The organism is Kribbella sp. CWNU-51 (assembly GCF_054073265.1).
The window spans coordinates 116,201-129,891 of the sequence record NZ_JBSXMZ010000002.1 but is presented as its reverse complement, the minus strand read 5'-3'; the positions used below and the strand labels follow the sequence as shown (position 1 = coordinate 129,891).

Here is a 13,691-nt window from a genome sequence, read left to right as displayed (position 1 = left end):
TCGTTGTGCCGCCGGACCGCGTGTTCGTTGGGCGACGGTCGGTATCGCGGCGGGGCTTGTGGTGGCTGCGAGGTGGCGGGATGGGGAGCAGGATGTCGGCTGCGCGTGCACTGTGGGAGGAGCGGCTTGTTCGGAGCGAGGGGCCGGTGGCGGTGGCTGCCTGGCTCGGGTGAGGCTGTTGACAGTGATACCTAGGCTTTGAGTCAATGGGCTGGGTGTAGACCAATAGATCTGGGAGTGGTCGTGGCGACTGGGAAGCTGACTGTGCAGGAGTTGCGGGATCTGGTCGGCACCGGCCGGATCGACACCGTGCTGGTGGCCATTACCGATATGCAGGGGCGGTTGCAGGGGAAGCGATGTGGTGGGCGGTACTTCCTGGAGGAGGTGCTGAAGCACGGGACCGAGGGGTGCAACTACCTGCTCGCGGTCGACGTGGACATGAGCACCGTGGGCGGTTACGCGATGTCCTCGTGGGAGCGGGGGTACGGCGGCATGGTGATGGCGCCTGATCTCGACACGCTCCGGCTGATGCCGTGGCTCGAAGGTACGGCGATGGTGCTGTGTGACGTGCAGTGGCTGGATGGGACGCCCGTGGTGGCCTCGCCCCGGCAGGTGCTGCGGAAGCAACTGGAGCGCCTGGCCGAGAAGAACCTGAGGGCGTACGTCGGGACCGAGCTGGAGTTCATCGTCTTCGACGACACGTTCGAGTCGGCCTGGGACAAGCGCTACCGCGACCTCACCCCGGCGAATCAGTACAACGTCGACTACTCCCTCCTCGGCACCGCGCGGATCGAACCACTGCTGCGAGACATCCGCAAAGGCATGACCGGCGCCGGCCTGTACGTCGAGTCCGCGAAGGGGGAGTGCAACCTCGGCCAGCACGAGATCGCCTTCCGGTACGACGAGGCCCTGGTGACCTGCGACAACCACTCGATCTACAAGACCGGTGCGAAGGAGATCGCCGCGAAGCACGGCAAGAGCCTGACCTTCATGGCGAAGTACGACGAACGCGAGGGCAACTCGTGTCACATCCACCTGAGCTTCCGCTCCACCGACGGTGATGCCGTTCTCGCGGGCGACCGGGACCACGGGTTCTCCGAGCTGATGGAGCGGTTCATCGCCGGCCAGCTGGCGTGCCTGCCCGAGTTCACCTATCTGCTCGCGCCGAACATCAACTCCTACAAGCGATTCGTCCGCGGCAGCTTCGCGCCGACCGCGGTCGCCTGGGGGCTGGACAACCGGACCTGCTCGCTCCGCGTGGTCGGTCACGGCGACTCGCTCCGGGTGGAGAACCGCCTGCCCGGCGGCGACGTGAACCCGTACCTCGCGGTCGCCGCGATCATCGCCTCCGGCCTGCACGGCATCGAGAACGAGCTGGAGCTCGAGCCGCTGCTGGCGGGCAACGCCTACGAGTCCGACAAGGACCACGTCCCGTCCACGCTGCGCGAGGCGGCCGCGCTGTTCACCGGTTCGAAGCTCGCCCGGGAGGCGTTCGGCGACGAGATGGTCGACCATTACACCAACACCGCGCGGGTCGAGCTCGACGCGTACGACGCCGCCGTCACCGACTGGGAGCGGATCCGTGGCTTCGAACGACTCTGATCGTCCTGTTGTCGACAATCAACCCGTCGACAACAGGACCATCGGCAATCCGAGGATCGGCATCACGACGTACCTGGAGCCGACGATCTGGGGGATCTGGGAGCGTGACGCCGCGCTGCTGCCGCGCGTCTACCTGGATGCGGTGGCCGCGGCCGGAGGGGTGCCGCTGCTATTGCCGCCGGTCGGGACCGATCCGACCGTCCTGGATCTCCTGGACGGCCTGATCATCGCCGGCGGGTGCGACGTCGATCCAGCGTCGTACCACGCGACGCCGCATCCGGAAACGGTCGACACCAGGCCCGGCCGGGACGAGCATGAGCGCACGCTGATCCAGGGCGCACTCGACCGGGATCTCCCGCTCCTCGCGATCTGCCGCGGCCTGCAGATGCTCAACGTCACGCTCGGCGGGACGCTGCACCAGCACCTGCCCGACGTGATCACGCACGACGAGCACCGCCCTTCGCCCGCGGTCTTCGGCACGACCGAGGTCAAGCTCGAGCCCGACTCGCTCGCAGGCCGGATCCTCGGCGACCGCGCCGGCGTGCGCTGCTACCACCACCAGGCCATCGACGTACTCGCGCCGGGCCTGACCGTCACCGCCCGGGCCGGTGACGGGACCGTCGAGGCGGTCGAGGTGGACGGCCACGCCTTCGCGCTCGGAGTGCAGTGGCATCCGGAGGAGAACCCCGATGATCTGCGGCTGTTCACCGCATTGATCGCCGCAACCAGGAGCACAGCATGACGTACGACGTGATCAACCCGGCCACCGAGAAAGTGGTCCGCACGATCGCCCTGGCCACCGAGCAGGAGACGGACGAGGCGATCGCCCGTGCCGCCAAGGCCTTCGAAACCTGGCGGGACGTCACCCCGGCGGATCGTGGCCGGCTGCTCCGCCGATTCGCCGAGGCGGTCGACGCCGACCTGGAGAACCTCGCCGCGCTGGAGGTCGAGAACGACGGCCACACCATCGGCAACGCCCGTTGGGAAGCAGGCAACGTCCGCGACGTGCTGACGTATTACTCGGCCGCGCCGGAACGCCTGTTCGGCAAGCAAATACCCGTTGCCGAGGGCATCGATATCACCTTCCAGGAGCCGCTCGGCGTGGTCGGCGTGATCGTGCCGTGGAACTTCCCGATGCCCATCGCCGGCTGGGGTTTCGCCCCGGCGCTTGCCGCCGGCAACACTGTTGTCCTCAAGCCCGCCGAGCTCACGCCGTTAACCGCGATCCGTCTTGGGGAACTCGCGGTGGAGGCCGGACTCCCGCCGGGTGTGTTCGAGGTCGTGCCGGGGAAGGGGACGGTGGTCGGGCAACGGTTCGTCACGCATCCCGCCGTGCGCAAGGTGGTTTTCACCGGGTCGACCGTGGTCGGGAAGCAGATCATGGCGGGCTGTGCCGACCAGGTGAAGCGGGTGACGCTGGAGCTCGGGGGGAAGTCGGCCAACATCGTCTTCGCCGACGCGGATCTCGAGAAGGCCGCGGCTCAGGCGCCGTACGGCGTGTTCGACAACGCCGGGCAGGACTGCTGCGCGCGGTCGCGGATCCTGGTCGAGCGGTCGGCGTACGACCGGTTCATGGAGTTGCTCGAGCCCGCGGTGAAGAACTTCAAGGTCGGGGACCCGAGTGATCCGCTGACGGAGATGGGGCCGTTGATCTCCCGAGGTCAGCTCGAGCGGGTCGCGTCCTTTGTCGACAATCCTGCGATCCAAGGGACGGCGCCGACTGGCCCGGGGTTCTGGTTCCCGCCGACCGTCCTCGCACCTGCCGGCGACCGGGCGATCAGGGAGGAGATCTTCGGGCCGGTGGTCGCGGTGATCCCGTTCACGGACGAGGCGGACGCGGTGCGGATCGCGAACGACAGCGAGTACGGGCTGTCCGGCTCGATCTGGACCCGGGACGTCGGCCGTGCGCTGCGGGTGAGCCGCGGCGTCGAGGCCGGCAACCTCTCGGTCAACTCGAACTCGTCGGTCCGGTACTCGACGCCGTTCGGCGGCTACAAGCAGTCCGGGCTCGGCCGCGAGCTCGGTCCGGACGCGCTGGCCGCGTTCACCGAGACCAAGAACATCTTCATCAGCACGGAGGACTGAATGAGAGACGTGAAGGCGAGCCGGCTCGAGGGGCGCGTCGCGGTGGTGACCGGCGGCGCGAGCGGGATCGGCCTGGCCACCGTACGGCGGCTCGCCGCCGAGGGAGCCAAGGTCGTGATCGGCGACCTCGACCCGGCCGCCGGCAAGGCCGCCGCGGACGAGGCCGGCGGGCTGTTCGTCGCGACCGACGTCACCGACGCGGCTGCGGTGGACAACTTGTTCAAGCAGGCCTTCGACACCTATGGAAGCGTGGACATCGCGTTCAACAACGCGGGCATCTCGCCGCCCGACGACGCCTCGATCCTGGACACCGGCCTGGAGGCGTGGCGGAAGGTGCAGGAGGTCAACCTGACCTCGGTGTACCTGTGCTGCAAGGCCGCGATCCCCTACATGCAACGGCAGGGCAAGGGCTCGATCATCAACACCGCGTCGTTCGTCGCGGTGATGGGCGCGGCCACGTCGCAGATCTCGTACTCCGCGTCCAAGGGCGGCGTACTGGCGATGAGCCGCGAGCTCGGGGTCGAGTTCGCCCGGCAGGGGATCCGGGTCAACGCGCTCTGCCCGGGACCGGTGAACACGCCGCTGCTGACCGAGCTGTTCGCGAAGGACCCGGAGCGGGCGCAGCGCCGGCTGGTGCACGTCCCGATGGGCCGGTTCGGCGAGCCGGAGGAGATCGCGGCCGCGGTCGCCTTCCTGGCCAGCGACGACGCCTCCTTCATCACCGCCAACACGTTCCTCGTCGACGGGGGAATCTCGGGCGCCTATGTGACTCCGCTCTAGTCTGTCCTCATGGTTGGCCAGGCAGACGACGCGGTGTTCCGGCCGGTGCGGACCGGAAACCCGTTCGAGGAGGCGGTCGAGCGGTTGCTGCAGGCCATCAAACTCGGCGTCGTCGTCCCGGGCGACCGGCTGCCGTCCGAACGCGACCTGTCCGCCCGCCTGAACGTCAGCCGGGTCACCCTCCGCGAGGCGATCCACGCGCTCGCCGAGGCCGGGTACGTCGAGTCCCGGCGCGGCCGGTACGGCGGCACCTTCGTCAACGAGCGGTTGCCGAAGCCCCGTCGTACGCCGGCGAAACGTCTGGCCCGAGAGCTGGTCGATGGGCTGGAGGACGCGCTCGTACTGCGTTCCGCGCTCGAAACCGGTGCCGCCGAAGCCGCCGCCGCGCGCGCGTTGTCGGATGCCGAGCGGGAGCACTTGTGCCGCTGTCTGGCAGAGACGTCCGCTGCGACACTGGCCGACTACCGCCGGCTCGACTCCCGGCTGCACCTGGCCGTCGCGGAGGTGACCGGCTCTCCGTCGCTGACGTCCGCGACCGCCGACGTCCGCATGCGCCTGAACGAACTCCTGGACGCGATCCCCTTGCTGGAAAGGAATATCCAGCACTCGAACGACCAGCATCAGGCGATCGTCGACGCCGTCCTCGCCGACGATCCCGAGGCAGCACGGCGCGCGATGCAGGAGCACCTGTCCGGGACGGCCGCCCTGCTGAGAGCCTTCCTCGCCTGATTCCTTGACAGCCCCTCCGACTTTCCTCGCGCGCGGCTGTTTGCTGTTTCCCGCCGGCCGGCTCCGGGGACCTGGGCCAAGACAACGAGGCCCGAGACAGGACGGCTCTTCTGCTGGATGTGGTGATACGAGTGTGGGTCGGCCGGGATGTGCAGTTCGACAGGAAGTGCCGGTGCAGGGGTGCTGCTCGGGCGAGGCATTCACGTCTGAGATCGGCTGGCCCGGCCGGGGCTGGGGCCGACACCTCCTGTTGACCTTGCACGTCCCGGCCTCCAGTTGCGCCCATCAGCCTCCGACCGCACCGAACCGACCGCACTGCGGGGCAGGGCGGAGCGGAAGCGGGGCAGGGCGGCGGAGGCGGGGCGGGTTCGTGGTGTTGGCGGTGGGATCGGTGTGGATCTGCGGGGCCGGGGACACCATCTGGGGTCGTCGGACAGGTTGTGCCGTGTCCGCGGTCCCTGGTACCTGTCCGAGGTCGCAGCGATCCCGCCGTCGGCCGGGCGCCCATCCCAGCCCGGCCCCGCCCAGCTCGGCCTCGGCCGGGGTGGGTCGGGTGCGAGGTTCGCGGGCTCGAATCCAGCGGAATTCAGCAACTTTCAGTCGCTTGTCGTGGTCTTGCGCGGCGGGCGGTTGAACTTTGTCGCAACCTCGTGGGCCATCAGTGCCCCGGCACGATCGTGCCGCCCTGACTGCTCTGATCTGGGCAGCGACGGGTGACAGGATGGTGACGGGATGGTTTCCTCATGTGACACTCGCCGTGTCGGAAGGTCGTTGACTGTGATAATCGGCGAGGGCCAACAAAAAGGTCGAGCGGCCTTCGAGGGGATTTAGTGATCGATGACTGACGACGAGCTGGTCGGGCGCGCCGGGCTGGTCGAGCGTGCGAACAAGCAGCTCGAGACCAGCGGCAGTGTGCTGCTCTACGGCCCGACCGGGATCGGCAAGTCGGCCCTCGGCCGCGCCCTCGTCGCGGACCGGACCCGGGCCGGCTGCCGGATTCTCAGCGCCGCGCCGTCCCAGTCCGAAGCCGGCCTCCCGTACGTCACCCTCCTCGACCTCCTCTCCAACCAGCTCGAGCTCGCCTGGCAGGTGCTGCCCGACCACCTCCGCCAGCCGCTCGAGGTCGCCCTGCTCAAGGCCAGCGCGCCCGACACCGTCCGTGACGAGCTGGCCGTGCGCCTCGCCGTACTGCATGTCCTCCGCCGTCTGGCCGCGGGCGGACCGGTCCTGCTCGTCGTGGACGACATCCAGTGGGTGGACCCGTCGAGCCTGGAAGTGCTGACGTTCTGTGCCCGGCGACTGTCCGAGGGCGTGCATATGCTCGCCACCGAGCAGGTGGCTGACGGCGACCTCCCGATGATGGCCGAGGCCTGCCCCGAGCCGGTTCTTCAGTTGGAGGTCCCACCGCTCACCGAGCCCGACGTGCTCGGCCTGCTCAGGCAGCGCCTGTCCAGCCCGCTCCCGGTGCGTACGGCGCGGCGCATCTTCACCGCGAGCGCCGGCAACCCGTTCATGGCGCTCGAGCTCGGTCGCGCCGTACTGCGTCATCCGGAAGGCGTCTCGCCCAACGACCCGCTGCCGGTGTCGAGCCGGCTGAAGACCCTGCTCGGCGACCGCCTGTCCGACCTCAGCACCGCCACGCACGAGCTCCTCCTGCACGCAGCGTCGTCACCACGCCCGACCACGACTCAGCTCGCGCAGTCCTTGGACCGGCCGATCGACACCGAGCTCGCGGAGGCGGAGGCGCTCGGACTGATCGACGTCTCCTCCGAGCGGTTGCGGTTCTCCCACCCGCTGCTCCGGGAGTTCGTGTACGCCGAAGCCACGTCAGCCGCCCGTCGTCAGGCCCACGCCCAGCTGGCGGCCGTGGTCGACGAGCCCGTGGAGAACGCGACCCACCGCGCGCTCGCCACACAGGAGGCCGACCCGGAGCTCGCCGCCACGATCGAAGAGGCCGCGACCGTCGCAGCCGGCCGGGGTGCACCCGGTGCTGCGGCGACGCTGTGGCGCCTGGCGGCGGAGCGTACGCCGAGCAACCTGCCGGACGAGAGGGCCCGACGACTGACCCGGGCCGCTGACGACGCCGCGGCCGCCGGCCATCTCGCCGAGTCGGCCGACATGGCGCGGCTCGCCGTCCAGGCGGCGACCACGCCGGAGAACAAGGTGCTCGCGCTGTTGCTGCTGGCGGACGCGGCCTGGCCCGACCGGGACCGTCGCGTGGAACTGCTGGACGAGGCCTTCCAGGCGTCACTCAGCGACCAGCGGCTCGAGGCGCGGGTGCGGATCATGCGCAGCCACAGCGAGTACTTCGATCGCCGGCTCGACGAGGCGCAGGAGGACGCGCGCGTCGCCGAGGCTCTGGCCCGCGCGTCCGATGACACCGAGGCGCTGGTGGACGCGCTGAGCGCCGCGAGCTCGGTGCAGATCGCGCGCGACGCCGAGCAGACCGCGGACGCGTTGCTGCAGCAGGCCGCCGAGCTGGCCGGTGAGCTGCCGCTGACCAAGACCGTGGTGAACGCGCGGCAGATGGCGGCGATGCGTGAACTGTTCCGCGGCCGCACGGACGAGGCGATCGCCGCGATCACCGCACTGGTCGACGAGGTCCGCGACAACGGCGCGATGCGGTGGCTGGCGTCCGTCCTGATCTCCGCGACCGCGATCTACGAGCGCAGCGGGCGCGGCGCGGATGCGTTGGCCGCCGGGCACGAGTGCTACCAGCTGATGCAGGACATCGGCGAAGAGGCCGAGGTCGGCATGATCATCGCGAGCCGCGCCGAGTGGGCCGGTGGTTCGGCGGCGATGGGTCGGCAACTGGCGGAGGCGGCGCTCGAGGGTGTCCGACTGGTCGGGAACGACGAATGGACCGGCCCGGCGCTGGCAAGCCTCGGGCTGATCGCCGTACTGACCGGGGATCCGCAGCGCGCGGTGGAGTCGTTCGACGCGATCGCGGAGTCGGGGGAGGCGGCGATGCCGTTCGACCCGGCGGTGATCCCGTGGCACGCGGACTACGCGGAGGCGCTCGTCGCGGCCGGCCGGCTGGAGGACGCCGCCGCGTTGATCGCCGACATCCGGACCCGCGCGGACAACCTGGATCGCGCGGTCGTGCGGGTCGGGCTGGCCCGGTCCCAGGCGCTGCTGATCGCCAAGCAGGGCGATCCGGCCGCGGCCCTGGACCTGCTGGAGGAAACGATCAGTACGGCGGGCGACCGCGTCTACCCGCTCGACCTGGCCCGCTGTGAGCTCACCCGCGGGCGGGTCGCCCGGCAGGCCCGCCGCCGTTCGGTCGCGCGGACGGCGTTCCTGGACGCGATCGAGCAGTTCGAGGCGTACGGCGCTCCCGCCTGGCGCGAGGTCGCCGAGACCGAGCTCGCCCGTCTCGACGTACCGAGCCGCAGCCGGCAGCCGTCGGAGCTGACCGACAACGAGCAGCAGATCGTCGCGATGGTCCGTGACGGCTCCACGAACCGCGAGATCGCCGCCGCGCTCTACCTGTCGGTGAAGGCGGTCGAGTCCCAGCTCACCCGCCTCTACCGCCGCTTCGGTGTCGCCAACCGCACCCAGCTCCTCCGGATGGTCGACCGCCCCAACCCCTGAGTCCGCAGGGGAACCCTTGTGGCGACCCGTGAGTAGCTTGTGATGTCTTGCTGCTCGACGAGCCATCGACGAGGGTCGGTGGGGTGAGATCTCCGCTCCGGCGGGGCGACCGAGTGAGGCGCGGCCGCCCCGTTCTCACGCTCGGGGACAATGAGTGGGTGAAACTCGAACGCAAGCACGCACTGATCCTGCTCGGCATCGCGGTCTGGAACGTGGTCACCTACCTGCGCTTTATCAAGGCGCTGGCCGACACCGAGGGCCGTCCGACCGGGTACTACGTGGCCCACACCATCCTGATCATCGTCAACCTGCTGATCGCCGCCCTGCTCGGCACGTGGGGCGTCCGGGCCTACAAGGCGGCACGGGTCAACGCTTCACAAAACTCGACGGTGTGACCCCGAGCATCTTCCGGAAGTGCCGGTTCAGGTGGGACTGGTCGTAGAAGCCGGCCAGCGCGGCGACCTCGGCGGCCGGACAGCCGTCGAGTAGGTATCGCCGGGCCAGATCGACCCGCCGCCCGGTCAGATACCGATGCGGTGGCATCCCGAACTCCCGGCTGAACGCCCGGACCAGATGGGCCGGATGGGCGTGCACCAACTTGGCCGCGTCGTCCAGCGTGATACCGGCCGGCACGTTGGCGTCCAGTACGTCGCGCAGCCGCGAGGCGACCGTGGGATCACTCCGATCAGGTGGATCGAGCACGTTCCGGCGGAGGTGCTGGGTGAGCCGCTCCTCGATCAGCGTCAGCCGGCTCTGCGCCTCCAGGTCCTCCTTGCCGTCGAGCAGTACGCCGTGCAACTGGTGAATCCGGTGCCTGAGCAGCGGATCGACGTACTCGGGCTGGTCGACGGCCGCGCCGATCAGGTTGTCGCCGAGCCGATCGGGCTCCAGGTACAGCACCCGCTTGCGGAACCCCTCCGGCCGGACCGACCGCCCGTCGTGCGGCACATGCGGTGGTAGCAGTGAGACCTGCGCCTGCGCCAAGCCGTGCTCGCGGTGGTCCAGGTCGTAGCGGACGACACCCTCGTCGACGATCAGCACGGTCCACGCGTCATGGGTGTGGCTCGGGTACGCATGCGACGGGAAATGCGCGTGCAGGACCTCGACGACCCCGCTCAACCCGGGCCGCCACGCCCGGACCTCAGCGCCGCCGCTCATACCTAAGAACATACGCTTGCGTCCCGTGAAGGTTTACCTGAGCGCGGACATGGAAGGCATCACCGGACTCGTCGACGCGGAGGACGTCCAGCCGCCCGGCCGGGACTACGAACGCGGCCGCGTGCTGATGACCGAGGACGTGAACGCCGCCGTCCGGGGCGCGTACGACGCGGGCGCGACCGCCGTCCTGGTGAACGACGCCCACGGCCCGATGCGCAACATCCTCCCGGACCTGCTCGACCCGCGCGCCACGCTGATCAAGGGCCGGCCGAAGCCGATGGGCATGATCGAGGGCCTGACCGGCGAGTACGACGCCGTCCTCTGCGTCGGTTTCCACGCCCGCGCCGGCGTCCTCGGCGTACTCAGCCACAGCTTCATGGGCCACGAGATCGAGGACATCTGGCTGGACGACGACCCCACCGGCGAGATCGGCCTCCTCCACGCTGCCTCGTCCGCGTACGGCGTACCGGTCGCCCTCCTCACCGGCGACGACACCGCCTGCGCCGAGATGAAGGCGTGGGACCCAGCGGTCGCCACCGTCCCGGTCAAGTTCGCCAAGGATCGCTTCGCCGCCCAGTTGGTCCCCGTCGCCGAGGCCCGCGCCGCGATCGAAGCCACCACCACCGAAGCCCTCCGCAACCTCCCGGGCATCACCACCGACTCGACCACGACCCGTCACCTGGCGGTCCGCTGGCAGTCGGCCTCTGTCGCCTCCCACTTGACCGCCATCCCCGGCGTCACCCGCCGCGACGACCGCACGGTCTCCGTCGAGGGCGACATGCTCCACCTCTACCGCCTCTTCAACCTCTTCCTCCGCGTCGCGACCGCCATCACCTCGAACCCGCCGTACTGCTGAACTTCCGCACGGCTGAGAGCAGCAGGTCTGGGCTCTCCAACTGTGGGAGATGGCCGGTCTGCGGGAGCACCTCGAAGCCGGCGCCCGGGATCGCATCCGCGTACGCCTGTCCGTAGCCGGTGTCGGCGATCCGGTCGCTGTCGCCCCAGATCACCAGCGTCGGGAGCGTGATCGCGGCCAGCCGGTCGCGCAGGTCGGGATCCACCATCTCGCCCGCATAGACGGCGAGCGCGGCGCGGTTGGCCGCCAGTTGCTCCTGGGCCGCCGGTGGCAGCGCCGCCGGATCGATCCGGAAGCCGTCGGGGTTGTAGTAGCTGAGCTCGGCGATCTCGGGGAACGTCAGGGCGAAGAAGTCCACGACCGGGTGGTCCGGTACGACGATGCCGACCGGATCCACCAGCACCACGGACCCGACCCGTGGTGACCCCAGCAACGCCAGCTCGGCCGCGATCCACCCGCCGATCGAGTTGCCGATCACCGTCACGTCGTCGAGATCGAGCTCGTCGAGCAGTTCGGCGTACACCTTCGCGAGTCCGGAGATGGTCGTCAGCTCGTCCGGCCTGGGTGTCCCGCCGAACCCTGGGTGAGTGGGTACGACGACGTGCACCGGAAGCTCCGCGGCGAGCCGGGCGCCGAACTCGCTGACGGTCTGCGGCCCGCCTCCACCGTGGAGCAGAAGGACTGGCCGGCCGGTGCCGTACTGAACGATCGAAGGTGTCATATAAGGAACCTTAGATCAGGAACCTTATATAAGCAATGGTAGGGTGCGCGGGTGGAACCCTCCGTACAGGACGTCGGGATCGCGGTGAAGCGGCTGCAGTGGCGGCATCACACCGAGGCGAGCAAAGGTCTGGCCGAGCTTGGTGTCTCGCTGCCGCAGTGGGACGTGCTCCGCCGGCTGCACGAACGTCCCGATGCCTCGCTGCACGAGCTCGCCCAGCTGACCTTCCAGACCGATCAGTCGATGGGTTCGCTGGCCGCCCGGATGGTGGCGCGCGGCCTGATCGAGCGCCTGGAGGGATCCGGCCGGGCGGTGCGGCATCGGCTCACCCCGGACGGTGAACGGATCCGCAAGGCGGGCGACCGGATCCTCGACACTGTCCTGACCGCTTCGGTCGGCGGATTGTCGCCGGCAGAGCGAGTTGCGCTGCTCAAGCTCCTGCGGAAGGCGTCCGGGTAAGGGACATTGGTCAAGAACGTACAAGCCGAGCGGTGGGGTGGCGGGCCAGGCTGGGGTCATGACTGATGGAGCTGAGCCGATCCGGTTCGACACGAAGATCGCTGTGCTGCTGCGTGACGACCTGGCGGTGTGGCAGCGCCTCAATGTCGCCGCGTTCCTGGTGAGCGGTATCGCCGGGACTCGTCCCGAGGTGGTCGGGGAGCCGTACGAGGACGCCGACGGGACCCGGTATCTGCCGATGTTCCGGCAGCCGGTGATGGTGTTCGAGGGCAGCAAGGAGTTCATGGCGACCGCGCATCAGCGGGCGCTCCAGCGGGAGATCGAGCACTCGGTGTTCACCCAGGACTTGTTTGCTACCGGCAACGACCGAGACAACCGCGCCGCCGTGAAGGCAGTGTCCACCGGTGAGCTCGACCTGGTCGGGATCGCCGTCTACGGCCCGAAGAACGCCGTCGACAAGGTCCTCAAGGGTGCCACCAAACACCCTTGAGCAGGACGAGCCCTAGCGGGGTACGACGTACTCCCAGGTGGTGCCGCCATCCGTGCTGAGGGCGAGGCGGGTGGTGTGGCGCTTGGAGACCTCGGGGCCGTAGAGGAGGTGGGCGTCGCCGGCCAGCTGGGCGAGGACGCCGGGGGATCCGCGGTCGGGGCGGGCCTGGCCGTCGCTGATGCGGTACAGGTGCGGTGTCGGGTCGCCGGAGCGGCCTCCGAGCACCATGGCGGTGCCGTCGTTCAAGACGACGGGGCCGGCGTTCAGGCTCCACGGAGTCTTCCGTACCGTCGTCCAGTGGGCGCCCCGATCGGTCGAGATCCGCATCGTCGAGACCGTCTCGGACAGACTGCCGATGGTGACCGCGGTCGCCACGAGGGTCTTGCCGTCCGGGCTGACCGCGAGCCGTCCGCGCTGGTTCTTCGTGTCCAGCGGCGCCGATCCCCAGGTCGCGCCGCCGTCGTCGGTCCAGACGATGTCCGTCCGGCCGATCCCGGTCAGCGCCCAGCACCGTCCGCCGGTGTCACAGACCGGCGACCTCGTCGCCGAGGTCTCCAGCATCCGGACGGTCGAGTCCTCGAGGTTCACCACGACGATCCGGCCCGGCACGATCCGGTCGGTGAGGATCTCGCCGCTGCGGAAGGTCCGGGTGGGCAGGACGTACTGCAGTCTCGACGTCACCGGACCGTCGTACGTCAACCGGAACAGCAAGGTCGCATCCCCGGTCAGGGTGCCCTCCGCGGGCGGGGCGACCGCGATCGCCTCGTCCCCGGTCCGCAGCGTCGCGTACGGCACCGGCCACTCCGGCGCGGTGGCCTTCACGCCGTCCCGGTCGATCACCGCCGAGTACCGGCACTGCGGACCCGCCGCGCACTCGGCCCAGCCGGCCGCCCAGCGGTTCCGCGTCACCATCGCGACCGAACGCAGCTGTGCCGTCCCCGCGGTCACCACGGAGTTCCCGTCCTTCAGTGCGGCCGCGGGCAGGATGGCGATCGGTAGATCGCTGGGCCCGCTCGGGCCTGTGATCCAGACCACGGCCGCGAGGACGACGGACATCGTGGCCGCCACGACGCCCACGATGAGCAACGGCGGCCAGCGCCGAGGTACGCCGAGACGCTCCAACCGCTCGATCAAGCGAGGGTAGGAGCGGTCGAAGTACGCGCGCAGACGCAGCAAAGTCACCCCTGGAGTAGCGATCAGCCTCTGACCCATTCGAC

At 69.5% G+C, this 13,691-nt stretch carries 13 protein-coding genes; 10 read left to right on the top strand and 3 right to left on the bottom strand.

The genetic code is table 11. The annotated features are described in order from the left end of the window. Nucleotides 1-243 precede the first annotated feature (243 nt). From ACXC9Q_RS00650 to ACXC9Q_RS00620, 7 genes are all read left to right on the top strand, one after another. Complete coding sequence (locus ACXC9Q_RS00650) at nt 244-1,602, top strand: glutamine synthetase family protein (RefSeq protein ID WP_457054489.1); 1,359 nt, start codon at nt 244-246, stop codon at nt 1,600-1,602. Next, nucleotides 1,583-2,344, top strand: coding sequence for a gamma-glutamyl-gamma-aminobutyrate hydrolase family protein (locus tag ACXC9Q_RS00645; RefSeq protein ID WP_457054488.1), 762 nt, complete (start codon nt 1,583-1,585; stop codon nt 2,342-2,344). Before ACXC9Q_RS00650 ends, ACXC9Q_RS00645 begins: the two co-directional genes overlap by 20 nt. After that, nucleotides 2,341-3,687 (top strand): aldehyde dehydrogenase family protein, encoded by a 1,347-nt coding sequence (locus ACXC9Q_RS00640; protein ID WP_457054487.1) that lies wholly within the window; start codon nt 2,341-2,343, stop codon nt 3,685-3,687. Before ACXC9Q_RS00645 ends, ACXC9Q_RS00640 begins: the two co-directional genes overlap by 4 nt. Beyond that, nucleotides 3,688-4,467, top strand: coding sequence for a 3-oxoacyl-ACP reductase (locus ACXC9Q_RS00635; RefSeq protein WP_457054486.1), 780 nt, complete (start codon nt 3,688-3,690; stop codon nt 4,465-4,467). A 9-nt stretch (nt 4,468-4,476) separates the two neighbouring features. After that, nucleotides 4,477-5,196, top strand: coding sequence for a FadR/GntR family transcriptional regulator (locus ACXC9Q_RS00630; RefSeq protein WP_457054485.1), 720 nt, complete (start codon nt 4,477-4,479; stop codon nt 5,194-5,196). An 837-nt stretch (nt 5,197-6,033) separates the two neighbouring features. Further along, on the top strand, nt 6,034-8,790 hold the full coding sequence (locus ACXC9Q_RS00625; protein ID WP_457054484.1) for an AAA family ATPase: 2,757 nt from the start codon (nt 6,034-6,036) through the stop codon (nt 8,788-8,790). A 158-nt stretch (nt 8,791-8,948) separates the two neighbouring features. Beyond that, nucleotides 8,949-9,185 carry an SCO4848 family membrane protein gene (locus ACXC9Q_RS00620; RefSeq protein WP_457054483.1) on the top strand — a complete coding sequence of 79 codons (237 nt, stop codon included), beginning with the start codon at nt 8,949-8,951 and terminating at the stop codon, nt 9,183-9,185. Here the strand turns inward: ACXC9Q_RS00620 and ACXC9Q_RS00615 are convergent. After that, nucleotides 9,157-9,948: an AraC family transcriptional regulator gene (locus tag ACXC9Q_RS00615; RefSeq protein WP_457054482.1), complete on the bottom strand. Its 792-nt coding sequence runs from the start codon at nt 9,946-9,948 to the stop codon at nt 9,157-9,159. The genes ACXC9Q_RS00620 and ACXC9Q_RS00615 overlap by 29 nt on opposite strands. Before the next feature lie 25 nt (nt 9,949-9,973). Here ACXC9Q_RS00615 and ACXC9Q_RS00610 point away from each other — a divergent pair, with 25 nt between their 5' ends. Next, the gene (locus ACXC9Q_RS00610) at nt 9,974-10,804 is read left to right on the top strand and encodes a M55 family metallopeptidase (RefSeq protein ID WP_457054481.1); all 831 of its coding nucleotides are present in this window, start codon (nt 9,974-9,976) and stop codon (nt 10,802-10,804) included. Here the strand turns inward: ACXC9Q_RS00610 and ACXC9Q_RS00605 are convergent. Continuing rightward, entirely contained in the window at nt 10,779-11,525 is a 747-nt protein-coding gene (locus ACXC9Q_RS00605; protein ID WP_457054480.1) for an alpha/beta fold hydrolase, read from the bottom strand. The genes ACXC9Q_RS00610 and ACXC9Q_RS00605 overlap by 26 nt on opposite strands. Nucleotides 11,526-11,576: 51 nt before the next feature. Here ACXC9Q_RS00605 and ACXC9Q_RS00600 point away from each other — a divergent pair, with 51 nt between their 5' ends. Together ACXC9Q_RS00600 and ACXC9Q_RS00595 are read left to right on the top strand one after the other, a co-directional pair. Beyond that, nucleotides 11,577-11,984, top strand: coding sequence for a MarR family winged helix-turn-helix transcriptional regulator (locus ACXC9Q_RS00600; RefSeq protein WP_457054479.1), 408 nt, complete (start codon nt 11,577-11,579; stop codon nt 11,982-11,984). Between the two features lie 58 nt (nt 11,985-12,042). Continuing rightward, nucleotides 12,043-12,474, top strand: coding sequence for a DUF2000 family protein (locus tag ACXC9Q_RS00595; protein ID WP_457054478.1), 432 nt, complete (start codon nt 12,043-12,045; stop codon nt 12,472-12,474). A gap of 12 nt (nt 12,475-12,486) precedes the next feature. Here the strand turns inward: ACXC9Q_RS00595 and ACXC9Q_RS00590 are convergent, their stop codons facing one another. Next, complete coding sequence (locus ACXC9Q_RS00590; protein ID WP_457054477.1) at nt 12,487-13,656, bottom strand: sialidase family protein; 1,170 nt, start codon at nt 13,654-13,656, stop codon at nt 12,487-12,489. Nucleotides 13,657-13,691 lie beyond the last annotated feature (35 nt).